This window comes from Sneathiella sp., assembly GCF_029233945.1.
In the GTDB taxonomy this organism is placed as follows: domain Bacteria; phylum Pseudomonadota; class Alphaproteobacteria; order Sneathiellales; family Sneathiellaceae; genus Sneathiella.
The window spans coordinates 26,831-47,027 of record NZ_JARGOQ010000023.1 but is presented as its reverse complement, the minus strand read 5'-3'; the positions used below and the strand labels follow the sequence as shown (position 1 = coordinate 47,027).

Below are 20,197 nucleotides of genomic sequence, written 5' to 3'. Positions count from 1 at the left end.
CGTCATGGACGGTGATGCGGTACGCGCCGGTATGCAGCTCGACCGCGCCGGATCCTAAAAATATCCCCTCCGCCGGGGCGGGCAGGAAGGCGACCTCCAGATAGCTCTTGCCATGGGCGGGGTGATAGGGTGCGCCCGGAAAGGCCACATCGTCGGATTGATAGGCCTGAAGCCGCGCGTCCAGCGCCGCCTGAATTTTGCGATAGCTCATTGGTAGCTCACCTCATAGAGAATGCCTGCGCCGGTATCGACCGCGACCGCCTGCAACAGGGTGAATGTTTCCGCGCCGATGATCAGGTCATCGTCAGCCTTCGGCGTTACATCCTCGCATTCGATCAGCGCGTGATGCAGCGACGGGTTAATCGGCGTGCCGGTGGCGTTGTGGGCCTCGCTCAGGCTTTTTTCCGTCCGAACCAGCCGGATCGAGGTATCGCTCGTCGTCTCCGCCGCCCCGCTGCCGGGCTCATAATCGCCTTGTGTCTTCTGGCGGAGCGTGGCGCTCAGTGCCACCTCGCCGATGGTATCGAAGAGATCGCGCACCATCTGCCGGATTGTGTCATTGCGCATGGCTCACCCCCGGATCATCTGGCTGTCGGCGACGCGCGCGCCGATCTGTTGCAGCAGGCGGAAGATAAAGCTCATGCGCTTCTTTCCCTCCTCGTAAGACACCTCAATCGGGCCGATCTTCTGGCGCGCAATGCGCCGTTCATCAAGGCCCGCCGGGTCACGCAGGAAAATATCGGCAAGCTCCAACGCGGCGGTCCGAAGCGCGTGGGGGATCCCCGTCATGGCCCGCCCGTCCCGGTCATAGGCACTGCTCCTCGGCCATTTGAGGCCCTGATCCCAGTCCAGCACCATCCCGGGATAGAGATAGCTGTCGATATGCAGGGCCGCCCGGATCAGCGCCTGTTCGCGCTGTCCTTCCGGGGCGCTGGTCCAGTCGTCATTGGCGAGCGCGGTGAAATGGCTGTCCGCCTCAGCCAGCGAGACATATGTCGTCGCGCCCGCCACGCCGCTGCCGGTTTCGGTTATCAAGGTCATGGATGTGTTCCTGCTAATGCGTTTAGAAAAAGGGGAGCGGCGACAGTTCGCACCGCTCCCCGGTCCGGTCAGCCAGCGAGACGGACCGCCAGTTCCGGGCGGACCAGCGCGACACCCCAGAGGATGTCGAACTCCCAGACCACCTGCTTGTACTGGCGCGAGACTTCCAGGCGCAGCGAGATGCCCGTCGCCGGATCGGTCATCGACAGGATCTGGCTGCCGAGCCCCATGTCCTGCGTACTGTGGGCCAGCGGCCGGTTGGCGAAGGCGAAGGCGTCACGGTTGAACACCAGATTGACCACATGATCATCGACGAAGGTCATTGCCGCGTTATCCGCAGGGGCGGAGGTAATCGCCGGGGAGATGGTGAGGGTCGATTCCGTACTCGAGAGCTCCGTCGCCGCCAGCACCGCATATTGCTGGGTATCGCCGTCGATGGTGAAGATATCACCGACGGACGGCTTGGTGGTGAAACCGTCGGCGATGAGCGTCGAGCCCGTCTGCGATCCGCCGTCCACCAGCGGGGTGCCTTCCGCCCCGGTGACATGGGTGGCGACATGATCATCGCTGTACCAGTCGATGCCGTATTTGCGACCGATCTCGCCTTCGATCTTGGCGGAGCTGCTGCCTGCCCGGTCCGCATCGGCAAAGGCCGCGAGATCGAGCGCGTTCGATTCCGCATCGAAATCGAGCACGCCATAGCGGAATTCCTTGGGCGCCTTCTGCTCCATCAGAAGCTTGCGCGCCGCCGTCGCGGAACTGGCATCGCTCGCAAAAGGCGTCACGCCCGCCGTGCCGACGAGGCCGAAAATGCCGGTATATTTGGCATGGATCGACTGGTTGACGGCATTCGCCAGCGCGCGGATGGCGGCACTCGCCTGCACGGGCATGAAGTTTTCGCGTGCCTCGACCTCCATCATCTCCTTATCGGTGAGATAGAAATCGGCCTTCTTCCAGTTGGAAAGCTCGATCTGCACTTTCTCCAGGGTCGAGCTGGTGGGCGTTGGTGGGGTGGTGCCCGGCGTCACGTCATCCGCCGTGAGATCCGAGGGCAGGATCACATCGATGGTGTCGCCCTTCTGCGCCGCGTCGGCGCTGAAATCACCATTGACAAGGCGGGGCATCACGGTCTGCTCGCGCAGGGCCATCAGGCCACGCGCCAGAATTTTCGGCATGGCGGCCGAGATATCATTTGCCATTTTCGTAGTCTCCAAAATGAGGGGTTATGAGTTCGAAGAAGCCCATCCCGGGCCTTTGCCGCCTCGCGCGGACTTGGGACTTTACAGGGAGACCGACACCTTCCCGGCGGCGATATCCTCGATCCGGGCATTCAGCGCCCATTGGTTCTGTCCATTGATGGTGGCGAGATTGACGGGAACCCCGCTCGGGTCCATGCCGCTCCCCTTGCTGCCGGTCGGGTTGAAGGCGCGGGCAAAAACGGGGGAGCTCCGCATCTCCGCCACCAGATCTTCCACCGTCATGGCCACCCCTTCCGCCGTCTCCCGGAAGGAGCCATCGGTATCCATTATTCGCAAGACCGGTGCGCCCTCTTCCTCAATCAAGGTGACGGCCGCGCGGATATGCGGCATCAGCAATTCGACACTGCCCCCCGCCTTGAACAGGGCCTCCGTCGCGCGGGTCGTGATCAGGAAGTCGGCGTTCAGCTCTTTAAGGCGGGCAATCTCAGCGTCTTTCGCGGTCAGGAGCGTGTCAAACTGTTCGGTAAATTCCGCGGTAAGCGCCTTCTGCCTGTCGGCCCAGGCGGTCTCGGGATCGGGACCGAGCGCCTGCCAGGCTTTCAGCTCTTTTTCAAAGGCTTGCGCATTGCCGCGCTCCTTCTCCAGCGCCGAGAGCAGGCCGGACACATCCAGCTTCTCGGCAAGCACGGGATTGAGCGTGAAACCCTCCTCCCCCGGTTGGTAGAGCCCGCGATACGGCTCCGGCACCGCGTTTAGATCGGTCACGTCATTGGGAAAATCAAACATGGAAAACCTCAATAAAAAAGCCCCGAAACGGGGCCCTGATGGATGACATAAAATTTCGAAACAGTTATTTTGCGGCGGCGTTCACCTTGAGACTGTCGGAGAGAAGCCCGCGCGCCTTCGCTTCGCGGATCAGCTCCTCCCCGCTCACATCGCCGAGGCGCCGCGCCTCCAGAAGGAAATCAAGATCGCGCGCGCTATTTTGCGCCGCGCCCGATTTGGTGCTGACGCCGATACTGCCGGTGAGCGGCATTTCCAGCCAGCCCGCAAACAGCGACAGCATGGCGTTGAGGCTATCCTCCAGATTCATCGCCATGGCGGATAGCGGAGAGAGCGCATCGGCGGCATCCAGCGCCCGACCCGTTGCCGTCTCCCTCTCTTTTGGCGTTTCAAATTGCAGGCCGAACAAGAGCATGGCTTTCTCCAATGCCTCCAACTCCCGCGCGCCCGCCTCCAGCGCCGCGCCGGAGCTTTCCACATAGTAATATTTGCCCTCGCTCTCGCTGGTGGTCAGCACCTTGTTGGGGCCGACCTCGATCGGGCCGTCGATCTCCGGATTATAACCGCTCGCCGCCAAAATCGGGAAGGACGCGACATTGAGGGCGTTGCGCTGATCCGATCTGATCTGGTAATGCTCCAGATTGAGGAAGGCCAAATCCTCAAGCGGCGGCTCGGCTTGCAAAAAGCCCGTCCGCGCGGTGTACAGGGTGACGAGCGGGATGCGGCCGAGGGTATTCTCCCCCGCCTCCACCTCCTGCCAGACGCCTTTTTTATCCTGCCGGTAGAGACGCCAGCGGTCGGGCTCGATCACCCGGATCTGCTCTTCCTCCCGCTCCTCAAACCCGTGATAGCGGAGCGCTTTCTCGCGGATGCGGATCTGGGTCAACACCTTGTCGCCGCCCCGGCTGTCCCATTGCGCCGCAATCAGCTGATCGGCGCGGATATGCACCGCATAGGGCCGCGCGCCGCGCTCGCGTTCCTCGGCCAGGGACTGACCGCCCGCCGCCGCCGGGAAATCCACCAGCACATGGGACAGGCCGGAAACCATCGCATCCTCGAACCAGTCGCGGGCGAAGACATTCAGGCCCCGCCCCACAAGATCGATATTGCGCAAAATTGCCACCAGTTCGCCCGGCATATCCTCGGATATAATCAAGGGTTCCGCAAAGATGCGGCCCACAAGCTTTGTTACCGTGCGGCGGAAATGATTGCGCAGCACCGAGCGGCTCGCCCGCTCCGTATAGATGGCGCTGTTTTCCGCCGGGTGGCGCGGCAGATAGCGCGTGCCCGCCGCCCGCATGGCCAGCGTCCCGCCCATCAGCGCTTTGGGCAGCGCCCAGCGCGTCGCCATCGCATCATACAGCTGGGAGGAAGTGGAAGGATCGATCATGAGTACATATCCCGTTGTGATTTCTGTGAAACTTGGGTGAGCGCATTAAACGCCTCGCACACCGCATCGACCTGATCGTCATGGCGGCCGGTGGGGAAATTCTCCAGCTCAGTGAGAAATGCCGCGTTCCACGGCCCCTCGACCAGCTTGACATTCCCCGCCTCGGCCTGCGACGAAAAAGGCATGGCCCGGACGATCTTGCTGCCCGTCACCGGCTGGCTTTTCACCCGGAAGCCCGCCAGCAGCCGGACGAGCGCCAGTTTTTGCGCCTTGCCCGCCTGCCCCGGATCCTGCGGCAGCGCAATCTCCGTCTCCCGCCCGTCACTGCCCGCGAGATTATAGATGGTGCGATCGACCTCGTTCGGCGTGCCCTGCAACCGCTCCACATGCTCGACATAGAAGACCCCGCCCGTGTCCCGGGCAAGCCGCGCCCCAACGGTCCAGTCGGGCGAGACCCCGGCTTCTTTTTGGCTCGCCGCCAGATCCCAGCCGCGCACCCGTCGCGCCTCCAGCGGCGCGGCCGTGACAACCGGAAACCAGCTCCGGCGAAAATAGGCGCCCGCGGCGGGGCGGATTTTCCAGTTGCCCTTCAACAGCCGTTCGCGATCCACCGTGGAAAGCGCGGCGAGATTGGCGCGATAGCCCGGATCCCGCTCCATCAGCACCCGGTTATCCTCGATCGAGGCGGCGATAAAGGTCACCGACTTCGCGACTTGTCCCGGATGTGCCGCCTCCAACGCTGCCTTGTCATCGCCCCAGACGAGATTGTCCTCGCTGCGGACGAACCAGCGGAGCTGGCCCGACCGCGCCGGAATCGGATAGCCCGTCTCCGGGTCGAGCCACCAGCGGATAAAATCGGCGACCCAGCTGTCCGCATCGGGGTTGCAGGTTCCCCGCACATAGGGCCGCGCCCGCCCGGTGGAGCGGTTACGGCTCAACAGATAGAAGAACTGGCTCTCGGTGAAATGGGTCAGCTCGTCAAAGCCGATGAAGGCAAGTTCCGATCCCTGCCAGTCATATTTGTTCTTCTCATGCTCCAGATGGCCAAAGCTGATCGACGCCCCGCTCGGGAATTTCCAGGCAAGCTCGCTCTCCTTCGCCTGCCCGCCGAGGGTGCCGTAAAGCGCGGCGGACGCATCCCAGAGCCCGCCCTCATTCTTCACCTGCTTCGAGGTGCGGCGGAAGATGACGGCCTTGAATTCCCCCTGCACCACATGACGGAGCGGCTCCATCAGCAGGGCAAAGCTCTTGCCGCCGCCCGCCGCGCCGCCATAGATGGCGATATCGGCAGCGGTGCCAAGGAACATTTCCTGCGGGCCCGGTTGGGGTTTAATCACGGCCATTTTCCGGCAAATACAGACGCGGCGGCAGGAAGCTGCGCTTGCCCTTGTCATTGGCCGCGCCGTCGCCATATTGCGCGGGCGCGAAATGCGCCATCAGCCATTTGCGCGTATCGATCCGCAGCTTGGAGCGGGCGATGTCCTCCTTTGGCTCCGCTTCCTCTCCGTTGTCATTGGCGCCATCGGCGATTTCGAGAATTTCCCCGGCAAACACATCGGCGACGAAGCGGCGGATGGTCTCCTCCTCCTTCTTCTGGAAGACCGATCCCAGCAGCGCGACGATATCGTTGATCCGCCCCGCCTGCTTGATATCCTCCAGCAGTGGCAGGGCGGCATTGCGGCGCCAGATTTTGTTATGAAGGGCCGATTTCAGCAGATCGATGGTCGTCATTCCAGAAGCCTCAAATTTTTGATAAATACGATGTATTTCTATCATTAGGTGTTTTTACACCCGGATCAAATTCGCCATTGAGGCGTTTCAGCCAGAAAAGATTTCCTCCTCTCAGGATTTATATCCCGGATTCATGAATTTATCTGTTGTTTTTGTTGGAAAATTTACAAAAAGAAAGGCCCACAGAAATACTTTCATTTCCATGGACCCATTTTCCGACTATGGCAATTAGAATAAAGTAATGTTCCCGTACAGTCAAGTATTTTCTATCAGTAAGTGTTTTTAGATTTTCCCGTAGAGTTCCAGGGCGTCCAGAATTTGCGCGCGCGCATATCCGTTTCGCTTGCGCCGCGCCCGGTCCACAGCCCGGCAACTCTGCCCGAAAACAATCACATCAAGCACAGCGGCGAGAGATAGCCCCGCCTCCTGCACCGCCACTGCCCAGCGCGTAAAGCGGCGCATCACATCGAACAACCAGTCCTCCGTATTGCCGGTGCCCGGCGGTTGCCAGCAATAGGTCTGCGTTCGCATGCCGAGGCCCGCCGTGCGCAAATGAAAGCCCCGCGCGATCAGTTCCGCGACCCGGATCTGATCGTCCGTCAGCATGGAAAACAGGCGTGGTTCCCGCGCCTTGTTCTCTGTCTTTCTAAGTCTGCCCGAAGGATTGGCACAGGGCCGGGGTCGTATTCTTGCCCTCCTGTCACCGGGGGCCGGCATGACGTTGTGATCCGTCGATTGCGGCACCAAAGGAGTTTCCTGCACCGTGCGAACATCAGTCTGTTTGGATGTCATTGTTCCTCTCCATCATATAATGCTGATTTGTTGCGTTACTCGTAATCCAGCCACGGAGGGCATTCTGCCGTTCCTGTGGTGCCGTGGAAGTAGTCGGAAATGCAAATGCGCAAATATATGCTTCGGAGACCGACGCGCCGCGCGTAAAAAGAATGGTATGGTTGGTTGGGAAAAAATGAAGAAACAGTACGAACTCACATATCATAATAATTACAAATGCGGCTTTGTCATAATATTAATTCTATTTATAGTGTAAAACATTCTATTTATTTCGTCAATAGTTAGAATTCAAACTGCGTCGGCAGGGTGCAAATCCCGCCCGGCAAAGGGTCCGGAATTTATTTCCCCGACAACGCTTGACGCTTCCAAGGTAAATTGCCAGATTAACAGTAATACAATGGTAATAACAAAGAACTACAGAGCACCTCATGGAAATCCGCAAAGACTTTATCGACAGCATCGGCAATACGCCGCTTATCCGCCTGACCGCCGCCTCGGAGGCAACAGGCTGTGACATCTACGGCAAGGCTGAATTCCTCAATCCCGGCGGATCGGTGAAGGACCGCGCGGCGCTCGCCATTGTGAAAGACGCCGAGGCGAAGGGCCTGCTGAAACCCGGCGGGCTGATCGTCGAGGGGACGGCGGGAAACACGGGGATCGGCCTCGCGCTCGTGGCCAACGCCAAGGGCTACAAGACCGTCATCGTCATGCCCGAAACCCAGACCGACGAGAAAAAAGCCCTGCTCAGATACTGCGGTGCGGATCTGCGTCTCGTCCCGGCGAAGCCCTACAAGGACCCGGATAATTATATCAAATACTCCGGCCGGCTGGCGGAAGAGCTGGCGAAAACCCATCCCGGCGGCGCCATCTGGGCCAACCAGTTCGACAATGTCGCCAACCGCCAGGGGCATATCGACACCACGGGCCCGGAAATCTGGGATCAGACAGACGGCAAAATCGACGGCTTTATCTGCGCGGTCGGCAGCGGCGGCACGCTTGCCGGGGTGGCGACGGCGCTCCGGGCGAAAAACCCCGGCGTCAAGATCGGCCTCGCCGATCCCATGGGCGCGGCGCTCTATAACTACTACAAGAATGGCGAAATGAAATCCGAGGGCAGCTCGATCACCGAAGGCATCGGTCAGGGCCGCATCACCGCCAATCTGGAGGGTCTCGATATCGACATGCCGTTCCAGATCGACGATGTCGAGGCGCTCGACGTGCTCTATGACCTTAACATCCATGAAGGGTTGCAGATGGGCCTTTCCACCGGCATCAATGTCGCCGGTGCCATCCGCATGGCGAAGGAAATGGGCCCCGGTCACACGATTGTCACCGTTCTCTGCGATACCGCGCAAAAATACTTTAGCAAATTGATGGACATTGATATGCTGAAAGAAAAGAACCTGCCGGTCGCCCCCTGGCTTACCGGCAAAAGCTGACAACCCGAGCCGGAGCCTGCCATGACGTTACCCCTCTTTCGCGACGACGCTTACCTCACCCGAACGTCGGCGGTGGTGACCGGCGTCAATGAGCGGGGCGGCATAATTCTCGACCAGACCAACTTCTATCCCACCGGCGGCGGACAGCCCGGCGATTCCGGTCGCCTGATCCTCGCGGACGGGACGACGATTGAAATCGCGACAACCGTCAAGGGGGAGACCCCGGACGAGATTGTCCATGTCCCCGCCGAGGGAAGCCCCCGCCCCGATGTTGGCGCAGGTGTCACCGCCGAGATTGACTGGGACGTCCGCCATCGCCTCATGCGCATGCATAGCTGCCTGCATCTTCTGTCCGCCGTGCTGCCCTATCCGGTGACCGGCGGACAGGTCTCCGACGGCAAGGGGCGGCTCGATTTCGATCTGCCCGAAGCCACGCTGGACAAGGACGAAATCACGACGGAACTCAACCGGATCATCAATGAGAACCACGCGCTGACCAGCGACTGGATTTCCGAAGAAGAGCTCGACGCCAAGCCCGAGCTTGTCAAAACCATGTCCGTACAGCCGCCGCGCGGCGCCGGGCGCATCCGCCTGATCAAGGTCGATGGGGTGGATTTGCAGCCCTGCGGCGGGACCCATGTCCGCAACACGTCGGAAATCGGCGCGGTCCGGGTCAGAAAAATTGAAAAGAAGGGTCGGCAAAACCGGCGGGTATCGTTAGTATTTGCGGAATAAAATCACACTATAGCCACAAAAGAAATGTGAAAATAGAAATATGTCCTATGTAAATTCATCCTCTCTTGTCTCCACTGAATGGCTGGCGAAGCATGCCGACGCCCCCGATGTGCGCATCGTCGATGCCTCCTGGCATATGCCGGCCACCAACCGCGATCCGCGGGCGGAATATGACGCGGAACATATCCCCGGCGCCATCTTCTTCGATATTGACGAGATTTCCGACACCGACAACCCGCTCCCCCATATGGTGCCAAGCCCGGAAAAATTTTCAAGCCGAATGCGCAAACTCGGCCTTGGGGATGGCAACCGGATCGTCGTTTATGACACTCTCGGCATGGTCAGCGCCGCCCGCGCCTGGTGGCTGCTCCGCCTGTTCGGTCATCAGGATGTCGCCATTCTCGACGGGGGCCTGCCCAAATGGAAGGCGGAGGGACGCCCCGTCGATGACATGCCGGTCAAGCCCGCCGAGCGGCATTTCACCTCCCGCATCAACAGCTTCATGCTGCGCGAGAAGGAGCAGGTCGCCCGCAATATCGGCCAGAGCCGCGAGCAGGTCCTCGATGCCCGCTCCGCCGGGCGGTTCGACGGGACGGAACCGGAACCGCGCGAGGGGTTGCGCAGCGGCCATATTCCAGGCTCGAAAAACCTGCCCTACACGCAGCTGCTCCATGACGAGGACAGGACCTTCCGTCCGGCCGCCGAACTTTCTGCATCTTTCGAGGGTGCCGGTATTGACTTAAAGAAACCGGTGATTACATCCTGTGGATCGGGAATTACCGCTTGCGTCCTGGCGTTCGGCCTGCATCTTCTGGGTCACCATCGCGTCGCCGTCTTTGACGGATCCTGGACCGAATGGGCTCTCGATGAGGAGTTACCCGTCGATACCGGAAAGTAGGCATGCCCCTTAAACGACCCCCGACCCCGACCCACACGGGCAAATGGCCTGTGACCATCACCTTCCTGGAAATGACGGAGCGCCAGCATACCGCCCCGCCGCTGCCGCCCGCCATCCCCCATGCGATCATCCGCGCGGAGAAGCCGACGGTCTCTTTCTATCGCTATCTCTATGATACGGTCGGGCGCGACTGGGGCTGGATTGATCGCCGCCTTGTTTCCGATGCGGAGCTTGAAGAAATCCTGCAGGCGGAAACAACCGAAGTCTATGTGCTCTATATCCGGGGGGTGCCTGCGGGCTTTGTCGAGCTGAATGCCGCCGACCTGCCGGCGGCTGTCGATGTCGCCTATTTCGGCATCATGCCGGACTTTATCGGAATGAAGCTCGGCCCCTGGTTCCTGAACTGGGCGCTGGAGGAGGCCTGGGTGAAGGAACCGGAAAAAGTCACCGTCAATACCTGCACGCTCGACCATCCGAAGGCCCTGCCCATGTATCAGCGCACCGGGTTTGAGCCCGTCCGCCGCCGCGAGATAGAGATCGACCCCATCGAAGACCTCTGATCGCGAAGACGTGACCGCGCAGATGCGTTGACCGGCGCGCCGTATCAGTTTATCCTGATATATATGCTGGTTTGACATGCGCGGAGGTTTTCCAATGGCGCCCTTGAACAAAAAACTACGCTTTCCCCTTTTTACCGCGGCGTCACTTGCCGGAGCCATGGCCGCCCTGCCCGCGCTTGCCGCGCCGCAGATCCTCGCCGTCGCCGCAACGGACCTGAAACTCCCAGTGATTTGCGACGCGGGCGAATGCACCGTTGAGCTGACCACCATCTGTTTGCAGGAGCATCGCGCCTCCCCCAATATCGGGGCGGGCTATTATGTGCATGGCGAGAAATTCTTCGACCTTAAAGGCCGCAACGCCGCCGGACAGGAAATCTCCCTCGCCCATCTGCCGCTTGAGATTACCGCGACGCGCGGCCATAACGCGGTCCGCCTCGCCTTTCGCGAAAGCCAGCTGACCAAATACGGCCCGCTGGAGGTGAGCATCTCCGTGCCGGAAAACCTCTCCCTCGTGCCGCTGCCCGTCGCGGGGGATGTAAAGCCACAGACGGAGGAGGATATCCTGCTCGCCACCGGACCGCTTCGGGCGGCAGCGACGCAGCTCGTCGATCTGGATAGCAACAAGCGCGACGCGGCGGAACTGATCAGCCAGGCGATCAACCGCCTGCCCTGGCGCGGCCGCGCCAGCGATGCGGAACGCGCCACCGTCCGCGCGACCCATCAGGAAATTACCGAGAGCTCCGGCTTTGCGAGCGGCGCAAAAGATAACGCGGGCGCCGTCGTCAAGGAATGCTACGACCGCACCATCGCCGGCAGCCTCAGCTTTCGGGGCTGTTTGGGCAGCTGGCACGACCGGATGATCGGCAAGCTCAATACAAAATACTGGAAATCGCTCAACGCGGGGAGCTAGACGCCCTTCCCATAGAAAAAAGCCCGGGGATTTCTCACCGGGATTTTTCTTTTGTTTAAAGGGCTTATCAGCCGTTGTGGAGGATCTGACTGAGGAACAGCTGGGTCCGTTCGCTTTGCGGGTTTTCGAAGAATTCCTGCGGCGGGGCCTGCTCGATAATTTCCCCGGCGTCCATGAACAGCACCCGGTCGGCGACGGTCTTGGCGAAGCCCATTTCATGGGTCACGCAGATCATCGTCATCCCCTCCTCGGCGAGGCTGATCATGGTGTCCAGCACCTCCGAGATCATTTCCGGGTCGAGCGCCGATGTCGGCTCATCGAACAGCATGATGCGCGGGTTCATGCAGAGCGAGCGGGCAATCGCCACGCGCTGCTGCTGGCCGCCGGAAAGCTGCCCCGGATATTTCATCGCCTGCTCGGGGATTTTCACCCTCTCAAGGAACTTCATCGCCGTTGCCTCGGCCTCCGCCTTCGGGGTCTTGCGGACCCAGATCGGCGCCAGCGTGCAGTTTTCCAGAACCGTCAGATGCGGGAACAGGTTGAAATGCTGGAAGACCATCCCCACCTCGCGGCGGATCTCGTCGATCTTCTTCACATCATTGGTCAGCTCGATCCCGTCGACGATGATCTGGCCCTGCTGATGCTCCTCCAGCCGGTTGATACAGCGAATCATCGTTGACTTGCCGGAACCGGACGGTCCGCAGACAACGATTTTTTCTCCCCGCTCCACCGTCAGGTTGATGTCTTTCAGGACATGGAATTCCCCATACCATTTATGCATCCCGATCAGCTGGATCGCGACATCGATATCAGTCTGGGTCATGGCAGCTTCACTCATCTTTCCGCCCTCCTATCTTTTGTGACCGGTATGGAGCTTGTTCTCCAACCAGATGCTATAACGTGACATACTGAAGCAGAAGACCCAGAAGACAGCCGCAACGAAGACATAGCCTTCGGTCGCCATCCCGACCCATTCCTTATCAGTGGTTCCTGCCTTGACGATGCTGAGCAAGTCCAGCAGTCCAATAATCAACACCAGCGTCGTGTCCTTGAACAGGCCGATGAAGGTGTTGACGATGGACGGAATGGAAATCTTCAGCGCCTGTGGCAACACGATCAGTCCCATCGCCTTCCAGTATCCGAGACCGAGCGAACTTGCCGCCTCTGTCTGGCCTTTGGGGATCGCCTGCAAGCCGCCGCGCACCACCTCCGCCATATAGGCCGCGGAGAAGAGCGACATGCCGACGAGCGCCCGGATAAGCTTGTCGAAGTTCATGCCCTCCGGCAGGAACAACGGCAGCATGACCGAGGCCATGAACAGCACCGTAATCAGCGGCACTCCGCGCACAAACTCGATAAAACCGACGCAGAGCATGCGCACAATCGGCATGGTCGATCGCCGGCCGAGCGCAAGGACAATGCCGAGCGGCAGGGCGACAAAGATCGACACCGACGCCAGCACCAGGGTCAGGAACAATCCGCCCCACTGGGAGGTTTCCACGACTTCCAGGCCGAAAGAACCGCCGTAAAACAGGAAGTAACAGACAATCGGTACGACAACAAAGGTATAGATCGCCGGCCATTTCTTGTTCTTCACGAAATCGGACAAAACCAGGAACAGGCCAATCGCCGCGAGGATATACCCGACATCGACCCGCCAGCGTTCCTCAACCGGGTAAAAGCCGTACATGATCTGGCCAAAGCGGGCCTTGATAAAGACCCAGCAGGCCCCCGTGCCCGTGCAATCCTCCCGGGTTTCTCCGACGAAATTGGCATTGATGAAGGCGTAGGAAATGATCGAACTCAATGCCCCCCAGATTACATAAATCGACACCACCGTCAGAAGCGCGTTCAGCGGGCTGGAGAATAAATTCTCCCGCATCCAGCCGATCACACCGGTCTGGCTGACCGGAGGCGGCAGATCTTCGTGGCGTTCTGTTTTGACTATAGCCATCTTATCTCTCCACCAATGCAATGCGTTTATTGTACCAGTTCATAAACATCGAAATCAGGAGGCTTATGGACAGGTAGAACAACATCGTGATCATAATGCACTCAATCGCCTGACCCGTCTGGTTGAGCGAGGTTCCGGCGAAAAGCGCCGTAATGTCCGCATAGCCGATGGCCGTGGCGAGGGAAGAGTTTTTCGTCAGGTTCAGATACTGGCTCGTCAGCGGCGGGACAATCACCCGGAGCGCCTGCGGCAGGATCACCAGCCGCGTCGTCAGCCCCGGACGGATGCCCAGCGAATGGGCGGCCTCCGTCTGGCCATGGCTCACCGCGTTGATGCCCGAGCGGACGATTTCCGCGATAAAGGCGCCGGTATAGATCGACAGCCCCAGCAGGAGCGCCAGGAATTCCGGCTCCAGCGACCAGCCCCCCGTGATGCTGAACCGGCCGAATTCCGGATAGCTCATGGTGAACGGGTTGCCCATGATCAGCGAGGCGATCACCGGCAGGACGATGATCAGGCCGAGGCACACCCAGAACACAGGGAATATCTGCCCGGTCAAATCCTGCCGTTTATGGGCCCAGTTCCGCACGAGGACGGAGGCCACAATGGCCACCAGCAACGCCACGGGAATGAGCCAGAACCCGGTTGACGGAATCATGGCCGGGAAGTTAACCCCGCGGTTGTTGACAAAGAAATTGTTGCCGATTGACATACTGTCGCCGACAAGCGGCAGCACGGACAGAACCGCGAAATACCAGAACATCAGCTGCACCAGCAGCGGAATATTGCGGATCACCTCGATATAGACGGCGGCGATCTTGTTGACGACCCAGTTCTTGGACAGCCGCAGGACACCGAAGATAAAACCGATGATCGTCGCGAGGAAAATGCCGGAGATCGATACAGCAAGGGTATTGATAATACCGATAAGAAGAACATCAAGATGGGTTGATGTCTGGCTGTCGAAGTCCATCAAAAGGACGATGCCGATACCGAAGCCCGCAGGCTGGCTCAGGAAATTAAACCCGGACGCAATGCCGCGCTTTTCCAGATTTACAGCGGTATTATGTCCAACATAGGCAACGAAGCCGACGATGAGGACAATAACGAGAATCTGATAGAAGATCGCCCGAATTCTTGGGTCGCGAAACTTGTTGATCTTGGCAACTTCAAGATCTGCTGCTTCTGCCGTCATAAACTACACCTCCCCAGGGATTGTTAAGATTACGGCTGCCGAAAGACGAAAGGAGCGCATGTCCGGTCGAAACAGGTCATGCGCTCCTTTCATTTCACATAATCAACTACCCTTAGCGCAGTGGCGGTGCGTAAAGAATGCCCCCCTTGTTCCACTGTGCGTTCAGACCGCGGGCAATGTTGAGGGCGGTTCCTTCACCAAGGTTGCGGGCAAAGCTTTCGCCATAGTTGCCGACATTCTTGATAATGTTATAGGCCCATTCGTTGCTGAGGCCGAGCTGCTGCCCGAGATCACCGGAGGTGCCGAGGATACGCTGGATACTCGGGTTCTTGGTATCCGCCTTCAACGTGTCAACATTCGCAGAGGAAATGTTCAGCTCTTCCGCTTCAACCATGGCATTCAACGTCCAGCGGGCAATATCACCCCACTGGTTGTCGCCGTGACGAACGAGCGGGCCGAGCGGCTCTTTCGAGATCACTTCCGGCAGAACGATATGCGCTTCAGGATCGGCAATCACCGAACGCTGTGCATAGAGGCCGGACTGGTCCGTCGTGTAAACGTCGCAGGTATCTTTCAGATACGCTTCGCGAACTTCGTCTGCCGTGTCGAAAACGACTGAGTCGTATTTCATGCCATTGGCGGTGAAATAGTCGGCGAGGTTCAGTTCGGTCGTTGTACCGGACTGCACACAAACCCGGGCACCATCAAGCTCAAGCGCGGATTTCACGCCGAGAGCCTTTTTGACCATGAAGCCCTGACCGTCATAGTAGTTAACACCGACAAATTCGAAGCCGAGGTTAACGTCGCGGCTGAAGGTCCAGGTCGTGTTCCGGGCCAGCACGTCGATTTCACCGGACTGCAGGGCGGTAAAACGCTCTTTTGCGGTTGTCGGTGTGTATTTGACTTTTTCCGGATCCCCGAAGATGGCGGCAGACATCGCGCGGCAGAAGTCCACGTCGAAGCCTTCCCATTTACCATCATTGTTTGGCGCGGCAAAACCCGCGAGACCGGTTGTGACGCCACATTGAATGAAGCCTTTGGCTTTCACATCATCCAAAGTCGCTGCGGTTGCCGCCGTCGCCATAAAAGTAGCTGCTGTAGCGACAGCAATAAAACTCGCTTTTTTCATGAAATGACCTTCCTGTCCATTGATAAGTCTCAATATTCTTTCTGGTAAATCACATACTTCCATTAAGTACCGCACCCTTATCCTGAGCACTTGAGTGAATTACATCTGAAGATCACAATCTGTGTTATCATGATCTCCTAAGTCTTTGACGATAATATTTTTGTATCATGCGTCAATGTAAAAATTTGCTGCAAGTGCGAAAAAAAATACTTTACGCTGCGTCATTGCCGAAAAAATTTGCACTTTTAACTTGATCGCCCATCCTATATGCAAATAGCAATCGCAAAAATAAATCAGCAGGCTGATCCTTCCCATGAAAGACGAAACAAAAATTGTTACCGCCGGACGCGACCCGGAGTCCAATTTCGGCATTGTAAACGTACCGGTCTATCACGCCTCGACCGTTCTCTTTCCGACCTTGAAGGCGCGACAGGAGGCCCATGCCGCCCGCGCCGCGGGCGAACGAATTGTCTCTTACGGTCGCATTGGCACGCCGACAACCTGGTCGCTGGAGGATGCGGTGGCGGAACTGGAAGGCGGCTATCGCGCGCAGGTTTTCCCCTCCGGCATGGCGGCTTGCGCCAATGCGATCCTCGCGTTCGTCGAAGCCGGGGATCATATCCTGATGCTCGATACCGTCTACAGCCCTGTCCGCTCTTTCTGTGAGGGATATCTGAAACGTTTCGGGGTGGAGACGACCTATTACGATCCGAAAATCGGCGCCGGGATTGCCGAGCTGATGCGCCCCAACACGCGCCTTATCTATGTCGAGGCGCCGGGCTCCCTCACCTTCGAGATGCAGGATATCCCCGCCATCGCGGACGTAGCGCATTCAAGGGATGCCCTGGTGGTGATGGACAATACCTGGGCCTCTCCGCTGTTCTTCAAACCGTTCGAGCATGGCGTCGATGTCTCGGTTCAGGCGGGCACGAAATATATCGTCGGTCACAGCGATGTGATGATCGGCCTTGTCACAACGACACAGGATTGCTGGCCGACCTTGCAGAAGGGGGCGAATCTGCTCGGGCAGACGACCGGCCCGGACGATGTCTATCTGGCGCAGCGCGGCATCCGCACACTCTCTGTGCGCCTGAAACAGCATATGGAAAACGGCATCGCCATCGCCGAATGGCTGAAGGGCCGCAAGGAAGTCGTGGAAGTGTTCCATCCCGCCCTGCCGGATGATCCGGGCCATGCCCTTTGGAAGCGCGACTTCCTGGGTGCCTCCGGACTGTTCTCATTCCGGCTTCATGAGGTTTCGAACGACGCCCTCGCGGCCTTTCTCGATCATCTGGAGCTTTTCGGCATGGGCTCCTCCTGGGGCGGATATGAAAGCCTGATCCTTCCCGCCGACCCGACGGGCGTCCGGACGGCCACCAAATGGGACAATACAAATCAGTTGATCCGGGTTCATGTCGGACTGGAGTCAGTCGATGACCTGATTGCAGATTTAAAGAGCGGGTTTGATCGGCTAAACGCGGCAAAATAGTAAAATATGACGAATCGGTGAGCGATTCGATAAATTTAGGTGAAGTTTTCACATGGACAGCGACATTCTGGACAGAATTACCTTTGACGCGAACGGCCTCGTCCCTGCGATTGCGCAGCAGCATGATACGGGCGAAGTCCTGATGATGGCGTGGATGAACCGGGATGCGGTTCAGGAAACCCTCGAAAAGCGGCAGGTCTGCTACTGGTCGCGTTCGCGCGCAAAACTCTGGCGCAAGGGCGAAACCTCCGGCCATGTGCAGCGGCTCATCGATTTTCGCATCGATTGCGACGGCGACACGCTTCTCCTGCTGGTCGATCAGACCGGCGTGGCCTGCCATACGGGCCGCCATAACTGCTTTTTCACCAGCGTGCGGGACGGCAAGGCGGAGATTATCAGCGAGGTGGAGATTTCCCCCGAGGAAATCTATGGGGATAAGACCCCCACGACATGAGTATCTCCCCGGCAGAGCTGGACGTGATCCTGCTTTCCCTGAAAGTCGCGCTCTGGTGCGTCGGCATTTCATTGCTCCCTGCCCTGCTGATAGCGTGGCTGTTGGCGCGGCGGGAATTTTACGGCAAGACGGCGCTTAATGTGCTGGTGCATCTGCCGATCGTGCTGCCGCCGGTGGTCGTCGGTTATTTCCTGCTGGTCCTGCTTGGCAATCGCGGGCCGGTCGGCGGCTGGCTGCTGGAACATTTCGGCATTTCCCTCATCTTCAACTGGAAGGGCGTGGTCGCGGCCACCGCCGTGATGGCCTTCCCCTTTATCACCCGCGCCATCCGTCAGGCGATCGAAGCGGTGGATAAAAATCTGGAGGTTGCGGCCCTCACCCTCGGCCGCCCGCCGTTCATGGTGTTCCTCACGATCACGCTGCCGCTCATCCTGCCCGGTATTCTCGCGGGCATGACCTTGGGCTTCGCCCGTGCACTTGGGGAGTTTGGCGCGACAATTACCTTTGTCGCCAATATCCCGGGGGAGACGCAGACCCTGCCGCTCGCCATCTATTCCCTGTTGCAGACGCCGAACGCGGAAACGGCGGTCTGGCGGCTGGTCATTATCTCGGTCGTGCTCGCCTTCGCCGCCATCGCCCTTTCCGAATGGCTGACACGGCGTTCCATTCGCCGGTTGGGAGGAAATTTCTGATGGCCGATATCCGCCTCAAGAAATCCCTCGGCCGGTTCCATTTAAGCGCGGAATTCAACGCCGAGGCCGGGCTGACCGCCCTGTTCGGCCCCTCCGGCGCGGGCAAGACATTGCTCTCGCAGATGCTGGCCGGGCTGATCACCCCCGATGAAGGCCATATCGAGATTGCCGGACGGACGCTGTTCAGCAGCGCGAAAAACATCAATGTCCCGGTGCACAAGCGGCATATCGGCTTTGTCTTTCAGGAGCATCGCCTGTTCCCGCATTATTCCGTGCGCAGCAACCTCACCTATGGCAGCGGTCGGCGCGCCGGGAAAGCCACCCCCGTTTCCTTCGACATGGTGGTCAATATCCTCGGCCTCAATACGCTACTCGATCGCAAGCCCGCCTCCCTGTCGGGCGGGGAGCGTCAGCGGGTCGCCATCGGCCGGGCGCTGCTCAGCAATCCGAAAATCCTGATCATGGACGAGCCGCTTTCCAGCCTCGATGACGCACGAAAAGCGGAAATCCTGCCTCTGATCGAGGAGCTGAAATCGGAATTCAACCTCACCACGCTTTATATTTCCCACTCGATTGAGGAGATTACCCGCCTCGCCGATTCTCTTCTGCTGCTCGACAAGGGGGAGATGAAAGCCGCCGGTCCGGTGGGGGATATCCTGAGCCGGCTTGATCTCGTCCCCTACGCCGGGGGCTATGACGCGGGCACGTTGGTTGAGGCGCGGGTCGCCGCCTATGAGCCCGGCCATCATATGCTCACCCTGGAGACGGAAAGCGGCGGCAGGCTCTATATCACGGGCAGCGCGAAAGAGATCGGCGCGGCAGTCCGCCTGCGTATCCGCGCGCGCGATGTCGCCCTCGCCAAGACGGAGCCGAAATCCCTCTCCATCCTCAACCGCTTCGAGGGACGCCTGGTCGATCATTGCAGCGGCGCACAAGGGATGGAGGAACTGCTCCTCAATGTGGGCTTCCCGCTCACCGCGCGGATCACCCGCAAATCCTTCGAGGAAATGAAACTCACCAAGGACACACCCGTCTGGGCGCTGGTGAAAGCGGTCACGATCAGCCGGTCGTAGCGGCGATTATCGGCTGGCCTGACTCGGCGTCATGGCGAGGGTCTTGATATAGTCCTCGATCGCGCCCTTGTCCTTCAAATACAGCGTCTTGCCTTTTTTGAGGACCATCCCCTCATGGCCGAGCTGGCCGAGGACGCGCGCCACGGTCTCCCGCGTCGTGGAAACACGGCTCGCGATCACGCTCTGGGTCGGCATCGGGTAGATCAGCCAACTATTCGCTGTCACCGGGTCCGCCTCCGCCATGCGCAAGAGTTCCTGACAGACCCGTTGCACCGCGCCCAATGTCGATAGATCAAGGATACGGTCGTCATTGATGCGGATAATCCGCGCGAGCCGCTGCAGCACCGCCATCATGATTTTCGGGTTGCGCATCAACAGATCGCGGAACAGCTCCGGGCTCAGGCTCGCCAGCAAGCAGCGCGAACTCGCCACCACATTGGCCGAGCGCGCGCGCCCGTCAATCGCCGACAGCTCGCCGAAATACTGCCCCTCCCCTACGGTGGCATAGGTCACCTCCCGCCCGGAGACGCCGTAATTGACGATATTGACACTTCCCGTCACCACGAAATACATATCCCGGCTGTCCGTGGACCGCTCCAGGATCTGTTCATTCGCGCCATAGGTTCGCCAGACGCATTTGGCGGCAATGTCCGCCCGCTCCTGAGCCGTGAGTCCGCTCAGCAGGTCTATCTTGTCAAGATTTTGCATGGCCGCTGGACCGTCGCCCCTCTTG

Annotated in this window: 23 protein-coding genes; 9 read left to right on the top strand and 14 right to left on the bottom strand. The window is 59.2% G+C overall.

Annotated elements, in window-relative coordinates:
• The 9 genes from P1U71_RS09495 to P1U71_RS09455 all read right to left on the bottom strand — a co-directional run.
• A partial coding sequence (locus tag P1U71_RS09495; RefSeq protein ID WP_301105353.1) for a phage tail terminator-like protein occupies positions 1-211 on the bottom strand: 211 nt, incomplete at its 3' end.
• Entirely contained in the window at positions 208-567 is a 360-nt protein-coding gene (locus P1U71_RS09490; protein WP_301105352.1) for a hypothetical protein, read from the bottom strand. The genes P1U71_RS09495 and P1U71_RS09490, both read right to left, overlap by 4 nt.
• Before the next feature lie 3 nt (positions 568-570).
• Positions 571-1,041 carry a DnaT-like ssDNA-binding protein gene (locus tag P1U71_RS09485; RefSeq protein ID WP_301105351.1) on the bottom strand — a complete coding sequence of 157 codons (471 nt, stop codon included), beginning with the start codon at positions 1,039-1,041 and terminating at the stop codon, positions 571-573.
• A 68-nt stretch (positions 1,042-1,109) separates the two neighbouring features.
• On the bottom strand, positions 1,110-2,255 hold the full coding sequence (locus P1U71_RS09480) for a P22 phage major capsid protein family protein (protein ID WP_301105350.1): 1,146 nt from the start codon (positions 2,253-2,255) through the stop codon (positions 1,110-1,112).
• A 66-nt stretch (positions 2,256-2,321) separates the two neighbouring features.
• On the bottom strand, positions 2,322-3,026 hold the full coding sequence (locus P1U71_RS09475; RefSeq protein ID WP_301105349.1) for a hypothetical protein: 705 nt from the start codon (positions 3,024-3,026) through the stop codon (positions 2,322-2,324).
• A 64-nt stretch (positions 3,027-3,090) separates the two neighbouring features.
• Positions 3,091-4,413: a DUF4055 domain-containing protein gene (locus P1U71_RS09470; protein ID WP_301105348.1), complete on the bottom strand. Its 1,323-nt coding sequence runs from the start codon at positions 4,411-4,413 to the stop codon at positions 3,091-3,093.
• Complete coding sequence (gene terL, locus P1U71_RS09465) at positions 4,410-5,750, bottom strand: phage terminase large subunit (protein WP_301105347.1); 1,341 nt, start codon at positions 5,748-5,750, stop codon at positions 4,410-4,412. Before terL ends, P1U71_RS09470 begins: the two co-directional genes overlap by 4 nt.
• Complete coding sequence (locus P1U71_RS09460; RefSeq protein WP_301105345.1) at positions 5,743-6,144, bottom strand: hypothetical protein; 402 nt, start codon at positions 6,142-6,144, stop codon at positions 5,743-5,745. The genes terL and P1U71_RS09460 overlap by 8 nt, the downstream gene beginning before the upstream one ends.
• Positions 6,145-6,426: 282 nt before the next feature.
• Positions 6,427-6,936, bottom strand: coding sequence for a hypothetical protein (locus P1U71_RS09455; protein ID WP_301105344.1), 510 nt, complete (start codon positions 6,934-6,936; stop codon positions 6,427-6,429).
• Between the two features lie 428 nt (positions 6,937-7,364).
• On the opposite strand from P1U71_RS09455, the gene P1U71_RS09450 reads away from it, so the two are divergent.
• From P1U71_RS09450 to P1U71_RS09430, 5 genes are all read left to right on the top strand, one after another.
• Positions 7,365-8,375 (top strand): cysteine synthase A, encoded by a 1,011-nt coding sequence (locus P1U71_RS09450; RefSeq protein ID WP_301105343.1) that lies wholly within the window; start codon positions 7,365-7,367, stop codon positions 8,373-8,375.
• 21 nt (positions 8,376-8,396) lie between these two features.
• Positions 8,397-9,110: an alanyl-tRNA editing protein gene (locus P1U71_RS09445; RefSeq protein WP_301105342.1), complete on the top strand. Its 714-nt coding sequence runs from the start codon at positions 8,397-8,399 to the stop codon at positions 9,108-9,110.
• A gap of 40 nt (positions 9,111-9,150) precedes the next feature.
• Positions 9,151-10,008 carry a 3-mercaptopyruvate sulfurtransferase gene (gene sseA / locus P1U71_RS09440; protein WP_301105341.1) on the top strand — a complete coding sequence of 286 codons (858 nt, stop codon included), beginning with the start codon at positions 9,151-9,153 and terminating at the stop codon, positions 10,006-10,008.
• A gap of 2 nt (positions 10,009-10,010) precedes the next feature.
• Positions 10,011-10,568, top strand: a complete 558-nt coding sequence (locus tag P1U71_RS09435; RefSeq protein WP_301105340.1) for a GNAT family N-acetyltransferase — start codon at positions 10,011-10,013, stop codon at positions 10,566-10,568.
• 94 nt (positions 10,569-10,662) lie between these two features.
• A complete protein-coding gene (locus P1U71_RS09430) occupies positions 10,663-11,478 on the top strand; it encodes a hypothetical protein (RefSeq protein WP_301105339.1) in 816 nt (271 codons plus the stop codon).
• Between the two features lie 67 nt (positions 11,479-11,545).
• On the opposite strand, the gene P1U71_RS09425 is transcribed toward P1U71_RS09430, so the two are convergent.
• The 4 genes from P1U71_RS09425 to P1U71_RS09410 all read right to left on the bottom strand — a co-directional run bounded on the left by P1U71_RS09425 (position 11,546) and on the right by P1U71_RS09410 (position 15,756).
• Positions 11,546-12,301, bottom strand: coding sequence for an amino acid ABC transporter ATP-binding protein (locus P1U71_RS09425; RefSeq protein WP_367281161.1), 756 nt, complete (start codon positions 12,299-12,301; stop codon positions 11,546-11,548).
• Between the two features lie 27 nt (positions 12,302-12,328).
• Positions 12,329-13,432, bottom strand: a complete 1,104-nt coding sequence (locus tag P1U71_RS09420) for an amino acid ABC transporter permease (protein WP_301105337.1) — start codon at positions 13,430-13,432, stop codon at positions 12,329-12,331.
• A 1-nt stretch (position 13,433) separates the two neighbouring features.
• Positions 13,434-14,627: an amino acid ABC transporter permease gene (locus tag P1U71_RS09415; protein WP_301105336.1), complete on the bottom strand. Its 1,194-nt coding sequence runs from the start codon at positions 14,625-14,627 to the stop codon at positions 13,434-13,436.
• A 112-nt stretch (positions 14,628-14,739) separates the two neighbouring features.
• Positions 14,740-15,756 carry an amino acid ABC transporter substrate-binding protein gene (locus P1U71_RS09410; protein WP_301105335.1) on the bottom strand — a complete coding sequence of 339 codons (1,017 nt, stop codon included), beginning with the start codon at positions 15,754-15,756 and terminating at the stop codon, positions 14,740-14,742.
• 313 nt (positions 15,757-16,069) lie between these two features.
• On the opposite strand from P1U71_RS09410, the gene metC reads away from it, so the two are divergent.
• The 4 genes from metC to modC are packed head-to-tail and all read left to right on the top strand — an operon-like array spanning position 16,070 to position 19,464.
• Positions 16,070-17,245: a cystathionine beta-lyase gene (gene metC, locus P1U71_RS09405; RefSeq protein WP_301105334.1), complete on the top strand. Its 1,176-nt coding sequence runs from the start codon at positions 16,070-16,072 to the stop codon at positions 17,243-17,245.
• Between the two features lie 52 nt (positions 17,246-17,297).
• Positions 17,298-17,699, top strand: a complete 402-nt coding sequence (hisI, locus tag P1U71_RS09400; protein WP_301105333.1) for a phosphoribosyl-AMP cyclohydrolase — start codon at positions 17,298-17,300, stop codon at positions 17,697-17,699.
• Positions 17,696-18,391, top strand: coding sequence for a molybdate ABC transporter permease subunit (gene modB / locus P1U71_RS09395; RefSeq protein WP_301105332.1), 696 nt, complete (start codon positions 17,696-17,698; stop codon positions 18,389-18,391). The genes hisI and modB overlap by 4 nt, the downstream gene beginning before the upstream one ends.
• Positions 18,391-19,464 (top strand): molybdenum ABC transporter ATP-binding protein, encoded by a 1,074-nt coding sequence (modC, locus tag P1U71_RS09390; protein WP_301105331.1) that lies wholly within the window; start codon positions 18,391-18,393, stop codon positions 19,462-19,464. Before modB ends, modC begins: the two co-directional genes overlap by 1 nt.
• A 6-nt stretch (positions 19,465-19,470) precedes the next feature.
• On the opposite strand, the gene P1U71_RS09385 is transcribed toward modC, so the two are convergent.
• On the bottom strand, positions 19,471-20,172 hold the full coding sequence (locus P1U71_RS09385) for a Crp/Fnr family transcriptional regulator (RefSeq protein ID WP_301105330.1): 702 nt from the start codon (positions 20,170-20,172) through the stop codon (positions 19,471-19,473).
• Positions 20,173-20,197: the final 25 nt, after the last annotated feature.

Excerpts from the sequence above, each read along its gene's own strand:
- P1U71_RS09435 (WP_301105340.1), top strand. The coding sequence starts at position 10,011 with ATGCCCCTTAAACGACCCCCGACCCCGACCCACACGGGCAAATGGCCT.
- P1U71_RS09410 (WP_301105335.1), bottom strand. The coding sequence starts at position 15,756 with ATGAAAAAAGCGAGTTTTATTGCTGTCGCTACAGCAGCTACTTTTATG.
- P1U71_RS09450 (WP_301105343.1), top strand. The coding sequence starts at position 7,365 with ATGGAAATCCGCAAAGACTTTATCGACAGCATCGGCAATACGCCGCTT.
- P1U71_RS09475 (WP_301105349.1), bottom strand. The coding sequence starts at position 3,026 with ATGTTTGATTTTCCCAATGACGTGACCGATCTAAACGCGGTGCCGGAG.
- sseA (WP_301105341.1), top strand. The coding sequence starts at position 9,151 with ATGTCCTATGTAAATTCATCCTCTCTTGTCTCCACTGAATGGCTGGCG.
- hisI (WP_301105333.1), top strand. The coding sequence starts at position 17,298 with ATGGACAGCGACATTCTGGACAGAATTACCTTTGACGCGAACGGCCTC.
- P1U71_RS09490 (WP_301105352.1), bottom strand. The coding sequence starts at position 567 with ATGCGCAATGACACAATCCGGCAGATGGTGCGCGATCTCTTCGATACC.
- modC (WP_301105331.1), top strand. The coding sequence starts at position 18,391 with ATGGCCGATATCCGCCTCAAGAAATCCCTCGGCCGGTTCCATTTAAGC.
- P1U71_RS09425 (WP_367281161.1), bottom strand. The coding sequence starts at position 12,301 with ATGACCCAGACTGATATCGATGTCGCGATCCAGCTGATCGGGATGCAT.
- metC (WP_301105334.1), top strand. The coding sequence starts at position 16,070 with ATGAAAGACGAAACAAAAATTGTTACCGCCGGACGCGACCCGGAGTCC.
- P1U71_RS09420 (WP_301105337.1), bottom strand. The coding sequence starts at position 13,432 with ATGGCTATAGTCAAAACAGAACGCCACGAAGATCTGCCGCCTCCGGTC.
- P1U71_RS09470 (WP_301105348.1), bottom strand. The coding sequence starts at position 4,413 with ATGATCGATCCTTCCACTTCCTCCCAGCTGTATGATGCGATGGCGACG.
- P1U71_RS09445 (WP_301105342.1), top strand. The coding sequence starts at position 8,397 with ATGACGTTACCCCTCTTTCGCGACGACGCTTACCTCACCCGAACGTCG.
- P1U71_RS09415 (WP_301105336.1), bottom strand. The coding sequence starts at position 14,627 with ATGACGGCAGAAGCAGCAGATCTTGAAGTTGCCAAGATCAACAAGTTT.
- P1U71_RS09385 (WP_301105330.1), bottom strand. The coding sequence starts at position 20,172 with ATGCAAAATCTTGACAAGATAGACCTGCTGAGCGGACTCACGGCTCAG.
- modB (WP_301105332.1), top strand. The coding sequence starts at position 17,696 with ATGAGTATCTCCCCGGCAGAGCTGGACGTGATCCTGCTTTCCCTGAAA.
- P1U71_RS09455 (WP_301105344.1), bottom strand. The coding sequence starts at position 6,936 with ATGACATCCAAACAGACTGATGTTCGCACGGTGCAGGAAACTCCTTTG.
- P1U71_RS09460 (WP_301105345.1), bottom strand. The coding sequence starts at position 6,144 with ATGACGACCATCGATCTGCTGAAATCGGCCCTTCATAACAAAATCTGG.
- P1U71_RS09485 (WP_301105351.1), bottom strand. The coding sequence starts at position 1,041 with ATGACCTTGATAACCGAAACCGGCAGCGGCGTGGCGGGCGCGACGACA.
- P1U71_RS09430 (WP_301105339.1), top strand. The coding sequence starts at position 10,663 with ATGGCGCCCTTGAACAAAAAACTACGCTTTCCCCTTTTTACCGCGGCG.